The following is a 13,651-nucleotide window of genomic DNA, read 5'->3' as shown; positions in this document are numbered from 1 at the left end:
CCGCTCCGCCGTCCACAGCCTTAACCAACTCCGCAGACCGCCTCGGATGCGTGCGGAGCCGTTCGCGAATAGGTAGGTTAAGACTTCGTTAATTCCCCATCACGGGTGACCGCCATGTCGACGACCGCCCCGCCGAACCGCCCCACGGTTGGTAGCGCACCCGCGCGTGCGCTGACCCGCAAGCAGTGCTGGATGCTGCTTCTCGCGTTCGAGATCCTCGTTCTCGGCGTCACGCAATCGGTCGTGCGGCCCGTTCGCCAGACCGGAATCTCCATCGAGATGTCTGTCACTCCGAACCACGTCGTGACCTGAACGGCCGCCGGTCGGACGCACAGCCCAGGGCGCGTTGCGGCGCGTCGAATGCCGATGCTATAGCCCGATCGATCTCGGGGGGCATCTCCCGGAACGGAACGAACGGGGCGGCATGTCGGTCGACGAGAAGACGGTACGGCGCATCGCGCACCTGGCGCGAATCGCGGTCACCGACGACGAAGTCGGCCCGCTCCAGGGTGAGCTGAACGCCATCCTGGCCTTCGTCGAGCAGCTCGGGACGGTCGACGTGTCGGGCGTCGAGCCGATGACCTCGGTGACGCCGATGGCGATGAAGAAGCGCGAGGACGTGGTCACGGAGGGGGGCCGCGCCGCCGACGTGGTCGCAAACGCGCCCGAAACCGAGGACAACTACTTCCTGGTTCCGAAGGTGGTTGAGTAGCCGCGCCGCGGCGCGAACCTCCGGAACCGGATCTTTGGCGGGCAGGCGCGCGACGGCGCGCGGGGACGTGAACAGCGTGAATCCGAACGAACTCACCCTGGCCGAGGCGCGCGACGCCCTCAAGGCGAAGCGCCTCTCGGCTCGCGAACTGACGCAGGCGCATCTCGACGCGATGGCGAAGGCCCGCGCACTGAACGCCTACCTTCTGGAGACGCCCGATCGCGCCCTGCAGATGGCGGTCGTCTCGGATGAGAAGATCGCATCCGGCGAGGCGGGGCCGCTGGAGGGCATCCCGCTCGGGATCAAGGACCTGTTCTGCACGCACGGCGTGACGACCACGGCGGGCTCCAAGATCCTGCAGGCTTTCGAGCCGCACTATGAATCGGCGGTGTCGGCCAACCTGTGGCGCGACGGCGCCGTGATGTTGGGCAAGCTGAACCTCGACGAGTTCGCGATGGGCTCGTCCAACGAGACCAGCGCCTTCGGGAACGTCGTCTCTCCCTGGCGTCGCAGGGGCTCGGACGCCCCGCTGGTGCCGGGCGGCTCCTCGGGCGGATCCGCCGCGGCCGTGGCGGCGCAACTCTGCCTGGGTGCGACGGCCACCGACACGGGCGGCTCGATCCGTCAGCCCGCTGCCTTCACCGGCACGGTCGGGATCAAGCCCACCTACGGCCGGTGCTCGCGCTGGGGCACGGTCGCGTTCGCGTCATCCCTGGATCAGGCCGGTCCGATCGCCCGCACGGTCCGCGACTGCGCGATCCTGCTGGGATCGATGTCCGGGCCGGATCCCCGCGACACGACCTGTGCCGATCTGGCCGTACCGGACTTCGAGGCCGCCGTGTCGCGCGGCGTGAAGGGTCTGACGATCGGCATCCCCAGGGAATACCGGGTCGACGGCATGCCGGCCGAAATCCAGAAGCTCTGGGACGAGGGTGCTGCCTGGCTGAAGGCGGCGGGCGCGACACTCCGGGACATCTCGCTGCCGCACACGTCCTATGCGCTGCCGGCCTACTACATCGTGGCCCCGGCCGAGGCCTCCTCGAACCTCGCCCGCTACGACGGCGTGCGTTACGGCCTGCGGGTACCCGGCAAGGACATCGCCGGGATGTACGAGAACACTCGCGCGGCCGGCTTCGGGCGCGAGGTGAAGCGCCGCATCATGATCGGCACCTACGTGCTCTCGGCCGGCTATTACGACGCCTACTACGTCCGCGCGCAGAAGATCCGCACGCTGATCAAGCGCGACTTCGAGGCGGCCTACGCGGACGGGGTCGACGCGATCCTCACCCCCGCGACGCCGTCGGCGGCCTTCGGGATCGGTGAGAAGGCCTCGGCCGACCCGGTGGAGATGTACCTCAACGACGTGTTCACTGTGACGGTCAACATGGCCGGCCTGCCCGGCATCGCCGTGCCGGCCGGACTCGACGGCCAGGGGCTGCCGCTGGGCCTTCAGCTGATCGGTCGGCCCTTCGACGAGGAGACGCTGTTCGCGGTGGCTCAGGTGATCGAGGATTCAGCCGGCCGCACGGCCCTGCCTGAGCCTTGGTGGGCATGACGGTCCCCTATTATCCCTGGACGGTCTGGATCTGGGCCGCGTTCGATCCGGCGCTGATCGCCGTCGCGATCTACCTCGGCTGGACCGCCAGCCAGTTCGGCAAGGTGTTCATCGCCGCGATTGCGGCGCTCGGCTTCTCGGTGCTGTTCTCCTGGGCGGTGAGCGCGGCCGGCATCCCGTGGCCGGCGCCGATCACGCAGGATGGACCGACCTTCTTCCCTGTTCGGGCCGTGGCGGCCCTTCTTTGGGCGATCGCGGGCCACGGCGCGCGGCGGGCGGTGGGACGCCGCGCTTGATCTTTTCGATGCGTGGCCCGTAAGTGACCGAACCACACCCGCTCCCATCTGCGCCCCCATCCTGAGGTGCCCGCGCGAGCGGGCCTTGAAGGAGGTTTCCAGTGGCCGCCCGGCCCCTGGAGCCGTCCTTTAAGGCAGCTTCGCGGCACCTCAGGATGTGAGTGGGGTTGGGAACAGGCGCACGGCCCAACGAGCTTGCCCGGACCGACCATGAACGCACCCGTCGACCCCAAGAAGCTGATCAAGGGCGGCCTCCACGATTGGGAGGTGATCGTCGGCATGGAGATCCACGCCCAGGTCTCCAGCCGGGCAAAGCTCTTCTCCGGCGCCTCGACCGAGTTCGGCGGCGAGCCGAACGATCACGTCTCGCTGGTCGACGCCGCGATGCCGGGCATGCTGCCGGTGATCAACGAGGAATGCGTCGCGCAGGCGGTGCGCACCGGCCTCGGCCTCAAGGCTCAGATCAACCTGCGCTCGGTCTTCGACCGGAAGAATTACTTCTATCCGGATCTGCCGCAGGGCTACCAGATCTCGCAGTACAAGGACCCGATCGTTGGCGAGGGCGAGGTACTGGTCGACATGGCCGACGGGTCCTCGATCACGGTGGGCATCGAGCGGCTGCACCTCGAGCAGGATGCCGGCAAGTCTCTGCACGACCAGGACCCGACCCGCAGCTTCGTCGACCTGAATCGCTCGGGCGTGGCGCTGATGGAAATCGTGTCCCGTCCGGACCTGCGCTCCTCGGAGGAGGCGAAGGCCTACGTCACCAAGCTGCGCACCATTCTGCGCTACCTCGGCACGTGCGACGGCGACATGGAGAAGGGGTCGCTGCGCGCCGACGTGAACGTCTCGGTGCGCCGACCGGGCGAGCCGCTGGGTACGCGCTGCGAGATCAAGAACGTCAATTCGATCCGTTTCATCGGGCAGGCGATCGAGATCGAGGCCCGCCGTCAGATCGCGATCCTGGAGGACGGCGGTTCGATCGATCAGGAGACGCGCCTGTTCGATCCGACCAAGGGCGAAACCCGTTCGATGCGCTCCAAGGAAGAGGCGCACGATTACCGCTACTTCCCCGATCCGGATTTGCTGCCCCTCGAGTTCGACCAGGCTTATGTCGACACCCTCGCTGAGGGCCTGCCGGAACTGCCGGACGCCAAGAAAGCCCGGTTCGTATCCGCGTTCGGCCTGTCGCCCTACGACGCTGGCGTCCTGATCGCTGAGCGCGCCTCCGCCGACTATTACGAGGCGGTAGCGAAGGATCGCGACGGCAAGGCCGCGGCCAACTGGGTGATCAACGAATTGTTCGGTCGCCTCAATAAGGAGGGTCTGTCCATCGAGTCGACTCCGGTCTCGGCGGCGCAGCTCGGCGCGATCATCGACCTGATCGGCGAGGGAGTGATTTCCGGCAAGATCGCCAAGGACCTGTTCGAGATTGTCTGGACGGAGGGCGGCGACCCGCGCGCCGTGGTCGAGAGCCGCGGGATGAAGCAGGTCACCGATACCGGCGCCATCGAAGCGGCGGTGGACCAGATCATCGCGGCCAATCCCGACAAGGTCGCCCAGGCCAAGGAGAAGCCGACGCTGCTGGGCTGGTTCGTGGGACAGACCATGAAGGCGACCGGCGGCAAGGCGAATCCAGCGGCCGTGAACGCGTTGCTGAAGGCGAAGCTCGGGATCGACTGATCGGTCGCCGGATCGAACGTGGCGGCGCTGACGCTCAGACGCGTCGGTCTGCCGCCGTTCTTCGGCCGGGGTCGGTTCGACCGCCGCTCCGCCTTCATTTCGGGGCCGCAGTGGTGTCCTCCGAAGCCGGGACGGCCAAGCGAAGGCCGGGCGACATCGTCGCTGCACACGCGATAGCAGCTTCCCGGACCCGACACGGACGTCTGACCACGACGAAAACCCACCGCGGCGCCGCCGGGCAGGTGAGGGCCGAACAGATCCTGACGTGTAAAAACCGCGGCGGAACGGCTCAAAGTGGGGCCTTTCGCGCATTCGAAGGCGTGCCATTCTGGCCGCTTCTGCGCCCCTGGAGCCGCGTCCGTCCGGCTGCTCGTGTCGTGCCGCTAAGTGCCGGGCCGAACCTGTCCCGATCCCGTCTAAGCGGCGTTCCGCTGCGGTGGAGTCATGCCTGTCTCCTCCAGCCTCTGACGACCGTTCACGATCCAAAACCTGACCACGTCAAGGTTGTCGATCGGTCCATGCCCGCCTTCGCGAAGCACAGTTGGAGACTGCGCCCGTCTTTTGGGCCGGTCAATGACCATTTTTCGGTCAAACTCCTTTTTCTGACCCAGCTACCGGGAACGCCGGGACGCACCCCTGTCCGATCAATGCCTTGGATCGATCGCGAAGCGCTCCCGATTATTGATTGGGGCACAAGCTATTTGCCGTCACCCCTGTTGTTCTCGACCGGACAGCGGAGACCGCCGTCGAACGAATCGTCGGTGCCGCCCGCGCAGGTCGACCCTGTAATCCCGCTCCGGAGCGCGCCGGCTTATGGGCTGCACGCAGGCGTTCAGGTTCAGGATCAGGTTCGATACTTTCTGGACCTCGCCGATGATCGCACCGTCGGCGCCGAGCCTGCGCACCATCTCGTCGACACACAAGTCGCTGCGGTGGCGGATGGTCCCCAGGCGCGTTTCCCGATGATAGCCACATCGGACCCATCCATCGGAACACGATGCGGTCCTGCGCGACCGCTCAGCGGCGATCGGCTTCCTTGATCGGACCGTGGGCCGAATTCGTCAGCGCGGAGACGCGCGCGCTCAGATCCATGAACCAGTTCGGGGTCGGTGCGCGACCGCCGTTCACCACCACGGTCGCGGTCATGCCGGCGATCAGCGGCACTTCCGGCGGAACGTGGTCGATCTTGATCCGCACCGGGACGCGCTGAGCGAGCCGCACCCAAGTGTAGACTGGATTGACATCCGGCAGGCCCTGCGTGCTCGCCGCCGCGTTGGCGGTGGAAATGCCCAGGGTTATGCTCTCCACGGTCCCGGTGAGGTGCGGATCAAATCCCATCAGCTTCACGTCGGCCGCGTCGCCGACGTGGATGTTGGGCATCTTCGTCTCCTCGAAGTAGCCGTCGATCCAGAACGAATCGGTATCGACGACGCTGATGTTGGAGGTGCCGGTGCGGGCGTAGTCGCCGACCCGCATCAGGAGGTTGGTCACGCGGCCGTTGACGGTGGAGCGCACCTGGGTGCGCTCAAGGTTGACCTTTGCCTGCCGCAACTGCGCCTGCGCGCTCTCCAGCGTCGCCTCGGCGATCTTGGCGGTGCCGGCATATTGCTGCTTCTCCTCGATCGACGTGGAGACCGTGGTCAGGGCTTGGCGCCGGGCCGACTGGGCGTTCTTGACCTGCAGGTCGGCCTCGCGGTTCTTCACCTCGGCGTCGGCGGAGGTGACCGAGACCTCGAAATCGATCGGGTCGATCACGTAGAGGACGTCGCCCTTCCGGACATTCTGGTTGTCGCGGACGCGGACCTCGATGATCTGGCCGGCGACCTGTGGAGCGATGTTGGCCACCTGCACCCGCACCGTCCCGTCGCGCGTCCAGGGCGCCACGACGTAGAACGCCCAGACGTAGGCCGCCGCCACGCCCGCCACCAGCAGGATGACGCCGGTGGCAGCCAGTCGGAGGATCTTGGCGGTGCGGCCCCGGCGTCTGACGATAGGCAGCTTGTCGTAGCGATCCACCGCGCCTTCGCGCGCGACGGGCTTCGGATCGTCCTCGTCGGCGGTCGTATCGGGCATTCAGATCAACGCGATGAGGAGAGCGAGGACGCAGACGTAGATCCCGGCCTCGGCGAGCGGGGCATTGGCAACGTAGCGGCTGAAGCGGATGCGCGCGAAGAACCAGCGCAGCACGAGAAGGATCGCGAACGCGATGAGGGCATAGGCGACGAACGAGGAGATCAGCACGCCACCGATATGAACGTCCTCGTACATGGCCGCCCCGAATGAGATCCCGGTCAGAATAGCGCGATTCCGAGGCGTTGGAGGAATCGCCGATGGCGCGCGATGGTTCGAGCCGCCGTGATGAGGTCGCTCGCCGCCCGCGCCGTGGTGAGCCGCACCGCTCGACTTGCCGGCGAGGCGGCCCGGATCAGGTCGCGGGCCGCCGTCTCGAGCGCCCGGTCGTTCCCGGCCGCGAGGCCGCTGCCCGCCCGGCGGATCGATTCGCGCAGCTCCGCCGCGGGCCAGAGGCGGCGGAGCTCGGCGTGCGCGCGGGCGGCGGCAGCCTCCAGCCTGGCCAGCGCGAAGGCGTGCGCGAGATTCGCCCGCCGCACGGCGCCGCTGCCCGAGCTGTAGGCGGCGAACTGGAAGAGCCGGTCGGCGTTCAGGCTGGTGCGCGTTGTGGCGTCGCCGCCTTCCCCGACGAGGGCGTCGGCGAGGTCGCGCCGCGCCGAATCGAGGGCGAAGGCGCGCCGCTGTGCGGGTGTGATCGGGAGGAGCAGGCGGACCACGATCGACAGGATCACCGACGACACGACCACCAGGAACGCGTTCAGCAGGAAAGTCTGGGCGTCGTAGCTCTGCGGGTTCGCGGGGCCGAGCAGGACGGGGAAGAATACGATTACGATGAAGCCGATGCCGAAGGTCTTGGGATTCAGCGACAGGAAGCACCCGAAGAAGATGACCGGTGCCATGACCATCGCGAGCATGGGGAAGCCCTGCACGCCGTTCAGGAAGACAAACCGCGCGATGCCCGCGAGCGTGGCGGCGGTGCACATCCCGATCACGACGCCGTTGGCGAATTTCTTAGGGTCCGGGGTGACCGACGACAGCGCGGCCGTCGCCGCCACCTGAACCAGCGCGAAGGTGGCCTGCGGCAGGCCGAGCGCCAGGAAGGCCGCGGCCGTCACGGCGAAACCGATGGCGACCCGCAGGGCGCCCCGGAGGGCGACCTGGAAGTCGCGGTGTGTCGGCAGGCGCGCATCGCGCAGCGGCCGGTGCCCGTCCGCGAGGGCGCGAAGCCCGTCCTGCGCGAAGGTCGCCGCGCAGACGAAGTCGAGGGCCCGCTGCAGCACCACGATCTCGTCCAGCGGTCGGTGGCCATCGCGGATCGCCGCATCGACGAGGTCGCGCAGGCGCTCGTCGTCCCGGTCGAGAATCTCGACGTCGGGCGCATCGGCGACCCGGCGGCAGATCGCCAGCGCCTCCGCCACGGCGGGCCCTGGGGTCCGCAGGCAGGACGTGGCGGCGGCCACCGCGCGGATCGCCGCCGCCATGACGTAGAGCGCGGCGATGCAGCTGCGCGCGCCCGCGGCGCGGAACGATCCGTCGTCGAGTTCGCCCGCGATGGCGCTGGCATCGGCGCGCATCGGCGCGATCGTGCGGATCAGGGCCGCGGTCCGCGCCGGTCCGAGATCCCCCGCCGTCAGCGTCTCGCAGGCGTAGGCCCGCGTCCCGTCCCAGGCACCGCGGAGTTGCGGCAGCAGCGCCCGCCACGTGCTCGGCGAGGCGAGCGCGTCGTTGATGAAGGTGATCACGACGATCCCGAGCACGATCACGGCGACCCGGGAGACGGCGGCGTCGAAAGTGCCCTGCGGTTCGTCGATCTGGCCGAGCGCGATGATCGCGACCGTGTAACCGGACAGCATCGCGCCGTAGGCCCGGGTGTCCTGCAGGTACTGCGCGACGAACACGCAGAGCCCGAGCCACACCGTGAAGGAAACGAGCAGCAGCACCCGGTCCTGCCCGAACAGGGCCATCAGCACGATCGACACGGCCGCGCCGAGCAGCGTGCCGAGCAGCCGGTAGATCGCCTTCGAGATCGCCTGACCGCGCTTCGGTTGGGCGAGGATGGCCACGCACGTCGCGGCCGAGGAGGCGCTGTCGAGCTGCAGCCAGAAGGCGAGCGCCAGCGCGAGCATCATGGCAATCCAGATGCGCAACGCGAAGGCCCAGGCCGCCGGCTTCGGAACCCAGTCGTCGAGGACCGCGACGACGCGATCCACGATCGACCTTTGCGTCCGGCCTGCGGCGGCGGCGGCCTCAGCCATGCTCGGCCCGGCGGTGAGCGCGCGGCCGTGAGTGTCGCCGCTGAGGCCGATCCGTCATGACCTCACGCTCCCGGTGATCCGCGGCTCCGGGGAAAGGAACGGTCGAAATGCGCCGCGGTTCGCGATCCATCAGGCTTTGTCGTTACCCTTCAGGCGCTTGTTGCACTTGCTCCAGAACTGCGGCCATTTCGGCCCCTGCGCGGTCTTCTGCGCATCCGTGAGGCCGCGCCACTCGGCGCCGCACTTCTTCTGGCGGTCGCGGGCCGCGGTCTGCCCCGGGCTCGGCTGCTTCGCAGCCGGCGCGGCGGCCGGCGCTTCGGTCGCCGCGGGAGCCTCCGCGGGCGCGTCCTTGGCGAGGACGGGGTGCGTGACGAGGAGCGGCACGGATAGGGCCGCGAGTCTGGCGAGTCGGACGATCATCGGAATTTCCCCCTGAGCGTCGCGACGACGCCCAGTGTTCAGTGTCGCCGCCCAACCGCAGCCGCGGCAAGCCGGTGCTGCCGTCTGCCAACAGGCACCGCGCCCCTTTCTCGCAAACGTGAGACGCGGCAAGGCGTAACCCTTGAGCGCGGGCGGGAAATCGTCTTCACTGAGAAGGTTGTCCGGAGCCAGCGGAGGTCCACCGCATCGCCGACAATCCGGTCGAGGAGCAGACAGAGCATGGCAGCGGTGTCCGGGCGGCCGATCGACGTCCATACCTGGAGCACGCCGAACGGCTGGAAGATCCCAATCATGCTGGAGGAGTGCGGCCTCCCCTACAGGATCGTTCCGGTGAACATCGCCAAGAACGAGCAGTTCGCCGCGGATTTCCTGGCAATATCGCCCAACAACAAGATTCCGGCGATCGTCGACCCGGACGGACCGGGCGGGCAGCCGATCTCCGTCTTCGAATCGGGTGCGATCCTGCAGTATCTCGGCCGCAAGACCGGCCAATTCTATCCCGCCGACGAACGCGCGCGCGTCGTCGTCGATGAGTGGCTGTTCTGGCAGGTGGCGGGCTTCGGGCCGATGCTCGGCCAGACGCACCACTTCAAGATCTACGCGCCCGAGAAGGTGCCGTACGCGATCGAGCGCTTCACCGCGGAAGCCAAGCGTCTCTACGGCGTGCTGGAGCGGCGGCTCGAGGGACGGGCCTACTTGGCCGACGATTACTCGATCGCCGACATCGCGACGTTCACGTGGGCGAAGCTCAACTTCAAGCAGGGCGTCGACATCGCCACCCTGCCGAACGTGGCCCGATGGCTGGACGGCATCCTGGCGAGGCCGGCGGTGCAGCGCGGCCTCGCGTCGATCTGACCGACGGTCAGTTCTTGTTGGCGGCCTGCTGGTTCACGTCCGGCACCTTGGTCCAGGTCTGGGAGCCGCACAGCACCTTGAGCATGCAGCCGGAGACGCTGAGTTCGGCCTCGCTCTCGCGCTCAAGGCTGACCGTGTAGATCTTGCCTTCCTCGATATTGTAGAGTTCTCCCGTGAACTTCTCATCGTCGGGCTTGAGACCTTCGATGAGCTGAAGCCCGATCACCGGGCGGGCGCGCTTCTTAGGATCGGGATTCTTGAGGTCGGTGCGGGGGGCGCCGCCGTCGTTCGGCACCTTGAGCCAGACGACCTTGCCGCAGACGAGCTTCTGGCCCGGGCCGCAGCGGTCGATGCGGATCTTGGCGCGGCCGTCGCCGGTGAGCCAAGTGCCGGAGGGGTCCTTGCCGGTGTCGGCGGCAGCGGCGGAGAGGCCGGTGAGAAGCAGGGCGGCGCTGAGAGCGAGTCGCATGGTTCGTCTCCGGGATTGGGGCGTTGCGGACGCCCGGGGTGGACGAAATCGGTCGATGCGCGACTGAGCCGCCGCAATCGGGCGATTTTTCGGCGGTGTTGCGGCAGCGCCACGGCCACGCTTGGCCGGTCGGGTTCCGATCCGTGGCTTGAGACACCGGGGGGCGCCCGCTATAAGCCCGTCGCCGAAGCGAAATTCTCGCTGCCGCGGCGCGTCCGGACTTCCGGCGCGCCGCACATTCTTTTCCACAGACAGACCGGACGCACCATGGCCACCGAGCGCACCTTCTCGATCCTGAAGCCCGACGCGACGCGGCGGAACCTGACCGGCGCGGTGAACGCGGTGATCGAGGAGGCGGGCCTGCGCATCGTCGGCCAGCGTCGCATCCGCATGACCAAGGACCAGGCCGAGAAGTTCTACGAGGTCCACAAGGAGCGGCCGTTCTTCGGCGAGCTCGTCACCTTCATGACCTCCGGCCCGGTAGTGGTTCAGGTGCTCGAGGGCGAGAACGCGGTGGCCAAGTACCGTGAGGTCATGGGCGCCACGAACCCGGCCCAGGCCGCCGAGGGCACCATCCGCAAGAAGTTCGCCGAGTCGGTCGGCGAGAACACCGTCCACGGCTCGGACAGCGCTGAGAACGCCAAGATGGAGATCGCGCAGTTCTTCCAGGACTCCGATATCGCCGCCTGAAGGCGAGGGCGGTGGCGGCTCGGGCACACCTTCCCGCCATCGTCCGGCACCGCATCCGCCAGGGCGGTGAATGCCGCCCTGTGTGACCGAGCCGTCCTTGACGGAATGGAGCCCGGAAGAGTCCAACGGCTGAGCTTGACCAATCCCAGCCCTGGACCATCACGACCATGACGATGCGCCGCCTGCCCCTGCTGATCGCGACCGGACTGTTCGCCCTCGGCGCGACCGCCGCCCTCGCGGGCGGCTCCCCGGCTCCGTTCCAGCAGTACGAGCCGGATCCGGCCCTGAAGACCGCCACCAAGTCCAACCTCGAGGGCCGGGTGCGCCACGCCTGCACGGTCGTCCAGGCCCGCCTGACCAGCGCACCCGAGGCATCCCTGGAGCGTCCCTGCGGATGCTACGCCCGCCAGACGCTGCGCAGCCTCGACGCGACGGAGATCGAGGCCTACCGGGTCACCGGCTACTTCAACGATTCTGCCCGCGCGAAGGCGCTCGCGGCGCTGGACAGCTGCAAGCTGCAGCGCCCGGTCTGAGGAGCGCGCGGGGTTGCTTCGGTCCGCCGCCCACGCGCGAGCGCGGCGAAGCAACCCGGGGAAGCGGGACGTCGTGGCGCGCGGCGCCGCCGGATCGCCGCGCGCCGCCCCGTGGCATCGCAACGGCCGGTACCGTCGGCGACTCGCGCGGTTCGAAGTCGTGCCGCGTCGCACGTCAGGACGACGGAGTGGGGCGGGATCAGCCGGATCGGGGCGCCGGACAGGACCTCAGAGGCTGAACAGCACGCCGTCCGGCGCCGCGTCGGCGATCTCCACGCGATCGCCCTCCAGGCGCGCGCGGCCGCCCGCCACCAGGGCGAGCACCTCCGGGTAGAGGCGGCGTTCCTGCACGATCACGCGATCCGCGAGGCTGTCCGGATCGTCGCCCTGCCGAACCGGGATCGCCGCTTGAGCGACGATCGGGCCCGCGTCGAGTTCGGGCACGACGAAATGGACCGTGCAGCCGTGCAGACGCACGCCGGCCTCGAGCGCCTGCCGGTGCGTGTGCGTACCCTTGAACAAGGGCAGGAGCGACGGGTGGATGTTCAGCATCCGGCCCGCCCAGGACGCGACGAAATCCGGCGTCAGGATCCGCATGAAACCCGCGAGGCACACGAGGTCAACGTCCGCCCCGCGCAGAGCGGCGTCGAGGGCGGCATCGAAGGCGGCGCGGTCGGCGAAGGCCTTGTGGTCGATGGTCCGTGTCGGGATGCCGGAGGCCGCCGCCCTGGCGAGGCCGGCGGCCTCCGGACGGTTCGAGACGACCAGCACAATCTCGGCCGGATAGGCGGGATCCCGCGCCGCCTCCAGCAACGCCACCATGTTCGAGCCGCGCCCCGAGATCAGGACGGCGACGCGGGTCCTGCGGCTGCGGACGGTCGCCATCAGAGGGCGAGGCGACCGCTGAAGGTCACCGGCTCGGAGCCCCGCTCCGTGATCCGCCCGAGGCGGACCGGGGTCTCGCCGGCCCGGGTCAGGGCTTCGTCGACGTCGTCCACCGAGTCGGCGGCAGCGATCACCACCATGCCGATCCCGCAATTGAAGGTGCGCAGCATCTCCGCCTCGGCGACGCCGCCCTCGCGGGCGAGCCAACCGAAGACCGGCGGCGGCGTCACCGCGTCGAGGTCGATGGCGATGCCGACCTCGTCGGGCAGGACCCGGGGCAGGTTATCGGGGAATCCGCCACCCGTGATGTGGGCGAGCGCCCGGATCCCCTCCGTCGCGCCGAGCGCCGCCAGGAGCGGCTTCACGTAGATGCGGGTGGGCTCCAGCAGCGCCTCGCCGAGGCTGCGACCGGCATCGAACGGCGCCGGTGCGTCCCAGGCGAGACCGGTCTTGGCGACGATCCGGCGGACCAGCGAGAAGCCGTTGGAATGGACGCCGGAGGAGGGCAGGCCCAGCACCACGTCGCCGGGGCGGATGCCGGGGCGCGGCAGCAGCGTGCCGCGCTCGGCGGCGCCCACGGAGAATCCCGCGAGGTCGTAGTCGGAGCCGTCGTAGAGGCCCGGCATCTCGGCAGTCTCGCCGCCGATGAGCGCGCAGCCCGCCTGACGGCAGCCTTCGGCGATGCCGCGCACGATGTCGGCGCCGACCCCCGGGACCAGCTTGCCGGTGGCGTAGTAGTCGAGGAAGAACAGCGGCTCGGCACCCTGGACGATGATGTCGTTCACGCACATCGCCACGAGATCGATGCCGATCGTGTCGTGGCGGCCGGTCTCGATGGCGATCTTGACCTTGGTGCCGACGCCGTCGTTGGCCGCGACCAGGATCGGGTCGCGGAAGCCCGCGGCCTTCAGGTCGAACAATCCGCCGAACCCGCCGATCTCCGCATCGGCACCGGGTCGCCGGGTCGATCGCACCAGCGGCTTGATCGTCTCGACCATGGCGTTGCCGGCATCGATGTCGACGCCCGCCGCCGCGTAGGTCAGCCCCGTCTTCGGCTCCTTGCCGTCCCTGGCCGTCATGCCCGCGCAACCTCGTTCGACAAGGAACCCGCTCTAGCGACTTACGACGCGGCGCGCGAGTCGGCCGAGCGGGCGCCTTGATCGGCGTGCGCCGCATACCCACTCTGCGCGCTGGCGGATGTCCGCAG

General features: G+C 68.7%; 16 protein-coding genes. 8 read left to right on the top strand and 8 right to left on the bottom strand.

What is annotated here, in order from left to right:
- The first annotated feature begins 114 nt into the window (after positions 1-114).
- From MFF58_RS03675 to gatB, 5 genes are all read left to right on the top strand, one after another.
- Complete coding sequence (locus tag MFF58_RS03675; RefSeq protein ID WP_238285436.1) at positions 115-312, top strand: hypothetical protein; 198 nt, start codon at positions 115-117, stop codon at positions 310-312.
- A gap of 112 nt (positions 313-424) precedes the next feature.
- Positions 425-712, top strand: coding sequence for an Asp-tRNA(Asn)/Glu-tRNA(Gln) amidotransferase subunit GatC (gatC, locus tag MFF58_RS03670; protein WP_091713574.1), 288 nt, complete (start codon positions 425-427; stop codon positions 710-712).
- A 76-nt stretch (positions 713-788) separates the two neighbouring features.
- The gene (gene gatA / locus MFF58_RS03665) at positions 789-2,267 is read left to right on the top strand and encodes an Asp-tRNA(Asn)/Glu-tRNA(Gln) amidotransferase subunit GatA (RefSeq protein ID WP_238285435.1); all 1,479 of its coding nucleotides are present in this window, start codon (positions 789-791) and stop codon (positions 2,265-2,267) included.
- Positions 2,264-2,563: a hypothetical protein gene (locus tag MFF58_RS03660; protein WP_238285433.1), complete on the top strand. Its 300-nt coding sequence runs from the start codon at positions 2,264-2,266 to the stop codon at positions 2,561-2,563. Before gatA ends, MFF58_RS03660 begins: the two co-directional genes overlap by 4 nt.
- Before the next feature lie 210 nt (positions 2,564-2,773).
- A complete protein-coding gene (gatB, locus tag MFF58_RS03655) occupies positions 2,774-4,246 on the top strand; it encodes an Asp-tRNA(Asn)/Glu-tRNA(Gln) amidotransferase subunit GatB (protein ID WP_238285431.1) in 1,473 nt (490 codons plus the stop codon).
- Positions 4,247-4,953: 707 nt separating this feature from the next.
- Here gatB and MFF58_RS03650 read toward each other — a convergent pair.
- The 5 genes from MFF58_RS03650 to MFF58_RS03630 form a co-directional block, all read right to left on the bottom strand.
- Positions 4,954-5,154 (bottom strand): DUF2380 domain-containing protein, encoded by a 201-nt coding sequence (locus tag MFF58_RS03650; protein ID WP_238285429.1) that lies wholly within the window; start codon positions 5,152-5,154, stop codon positions 4,954-4,956.
- A gap of 109 nt (positions 5,155-5,263) precedes the next feature.
- Complete coding sequence (locus MFF58_RS03645) at positions 5,264-6,319, bottom strand: efflux RND transporter periplasmic adaptor subunit (RefSeq protein WP_238285427.1); 1,056 nt, start codon at positions 6,317-6,319, stop codon at positions 5,264-5,266.
- On the bottom strand, positions 6,320-6,514 hold the full coding sequence (locus tag MFF58_RS03640) for a DUF1656 domain-containing protein (RefSeq protein ID WP_238285425.1): 195 nt from the start codon (positions 6,512-6,514) through the stop codon (positions 6,320-6,322).
- Positions 6,515-6,537: 23 nt separating this feature from the next.
- Complete coding sequence (locus MFF58_RS03635) at positions 6,538-8,571, bottom strand: FUSC family protein (protein ID WP_238285424.1); 2,034 nt, start codon at positions 8,569-8,571, stop codon at positions 6,538-6,540.
- A gap of 129 nt (positions 8,572-8,700) precedes the next feature.
- On the bottom strand, positions 8,701-8,991 hold the full coding sequence (locus tag MFF58_RS03630; protein WP_238285423.1) for a hypothetical protein: 291 nt from the start codon (positions 8,989-8,991) through the stop codon (positions 8,701-8,703).
- 240 nt (positions 8,992-9,231) lie between these two features.
- On the opposite strand from MFF58_RS03630, the gene MFF58_RS03625 reads away from it, so the two are divergent.
- Positions 9,232-9,867, top strand: a complete 636-nt coding sequence (locus tag MFF58_RS03625; protein WP_238285422.1) for a glutathione S-transferase N-terminal domain-containing protein — start codon at positions 9,232-9,234, stop codon at positions 9,865-9,867.
- Positions 9,868-9,874: 7 nt separating this feature from the next.
- Here the strand turns inward: MFF58_RS03625 and MFF58_RS03620 are convergent, their stop codons facing one another.
- Positions 9,875-10,336, bottom strand: coding sequence for a DUF2147 domain-containing protein (locus MFF58_RS03620; protein ID WP_238285421.1), 462 nt, complete (start codon positions 10,334-10,336; stop codon positions 9,875-9,877).
- 267 nt (positions 10,337-10,603) lie between these two features.
- Between MFF58_RS03620 and ndk the strand changes: the two genes are divergently transcribed.
- Entirely contained in the window at positions 10,604-11,026 is a 423-nt protein-coding gene (ndk, locus tag MFF58_RS03615; RefSeq protein ID WP_238285420.1) for a nucleoside-diphosphate kinase, read from the top strand.
- Positions 11,027-11,193: 167 nt separating this feature from the next.
- A complete protein-coding gene (locus tag MFF58_RS03610; RefSeq protein ID WP_238285419.1) occupies positions 11,194-11,559 on the top strand; it encodes a hypothetical protein in 366 nt (121 codons plus the stop codon).
- A 228-nt stretch (positions 11,560-11,787) separates the two neighbouring features.
- On the opposite strand, the gene purN is transcribed toward MFF58_RS03610, so the two are convergent.
- Positions 11,788-12,444, bottom strand: a complete 657-nt coding sequence (purN, locus tag MFF58_RS03605; protein WP_238285418.1) for a phosphoribosylglycinamide formyltransferase — start codon at positions 12,442-12,444, stop codon at positions 11,788-11,790.
- Positions 12,444-13,523, bottom strand: a complete 1,080-nt coding sequence (purM, locus tag MFF58_RS03600) for a phosphoribosylformylglycinamidine cyclo-ligase (RefSeq protein WP_238285417.1) — start codon at positions 13,521-13,523, stop codon at positions 12,444-12,446. The genes purN and purM overlap by 1 nt, the downstream gene beginning before the upstream one ends.
- Between the last annotated feature and the right edge of the window lie 128 nt (positions 13,524-13,651).

The sequence above is a fragment of the Methylobacterium longum genome (genome assembly GCF_022179385.1).
GTDB lineage: Bacteria > Pseudomonadota > Alphaproteobacteria > Rhizobiales > Beijerinckiaceae > Methylobacterium > Methylobacterium longum.
Note: the sequence above shows the minus strand (reverse complement) of the source record. Positions and strands in the feature narration are given on the sequence as shown.

What these genes read in the sequence shown, in the direction of transcription:
- MFF58_RS03675 (WP_238285436.1), top strand. Translation starts at nt 115, where the DNA reads ATGTCGACGACCGCCCCGCCGAACCGCCCCACGGTTGGTAGCGCACCC.
- gatC (WP_091713574.1), top strand. Translation starts at nt 425, where the DNA reads ATGTCGGTCGACGAGAAGACGGTACGGCGCATCGCGCACCTGGCGCGA.
- MFF58_RS03660 (WP_238285433.1), top strand. Translation starts at nt 2,264, where the DNA reads ATGACGGTCCCCTATTATCCCTGGACGGTCTGGATCTGGGCCGCGTTC.
- gatB (WP_238285431.1), top strand. Translation starts at nt 2,774, where the DNA reads ATGAACGCACCCGTCGACCCCAAGAAGCTGATCAAGGGCGGCCTCCAC.
- MFF58_RS03650 (WP_238285429.1), bottom strand. Translation starts at nt 5,154, where the DNA reads ATGGTGCGCAGGCTCGGCGCCGACGGTGCGATCATCGGCGAGGTCCAG.
- MFF58_RS03645 (WP_238285427.1), bottom strand. Translation starts at nt 6,319, where the DNA reads ATGCCCGATACGACCGCCGACGAGGACGATCCGAAGCCCGTCGCGCGC.
- MFF58_RS03640 (WP_238285425.1), bottom strand. Translation starts at nt 6,514, where the DNA reads ATGTACGAGGACGTTCATATCGGTGGCGTGCTGATCTCCTCGTTCGTC.
- MFF58_RS03635 (WP_238285424.1), bottom strand. Translation starts at nt 8,571, where the DNA reads ATGGCTGAGGCCGCCGCCGCCGCAGGCCGGACGCAAAGGTCGATCGTG.
- MFF58_RS03630 (WP_238285423.1), bottom strand. Translation starts at nt 8,991, where the DNA reads ATGATCGTCCGACTCGCCAGACTCGCGGCCCTATCCGTGCCGCTCCTC.
- MFF58_RS03625 (WP_238285422.1), top strand. Translation starts at nt 9,232, where the DNA reads ATGGCAGCGGTGTCCGGGCGGCCGATCGACGTCCATACCTGGAGCACG.
- MFF58_RS03620 (WP_238285421.1), bottom strand. Translation starts at nt 10,336, where the DNA reads ATGCGACTCGCTCTCAGCGCCGCCCTGCTTCTCACCGGCCTCTCCGCC.
- ndk (WP_238285420.1), top strand. Translation starts at nt 10,604, where the DNA reads ATGGCCACCGAGCGCACCTTCTCGATCCTGAAGCCCGACGCGACGCGG.
- MFF58_RS03610 (WP_238285419.1), top strand. Translation starts at nt 11,194, where the DNA reads ATGACGATGCGCCGCCTGCCCCTGCTGATCGCGACCGGACTGTTCGCC.
- purN (WP_238285418.1), bottom strand. Translation starts at nt 12,444, where the DNA reads ATGGCGACCGTCCGCAGCCGCAGGACCCGCGTCGCCGTCCTGATCTCG.
- purM (WP_238285417.1), bottom strand. Translation starts at nt 13,523, where the DNA reads ATGACGGCCAGGGACGGCAAGGAGCCGAAGACGGGGCTGACCTACGCG.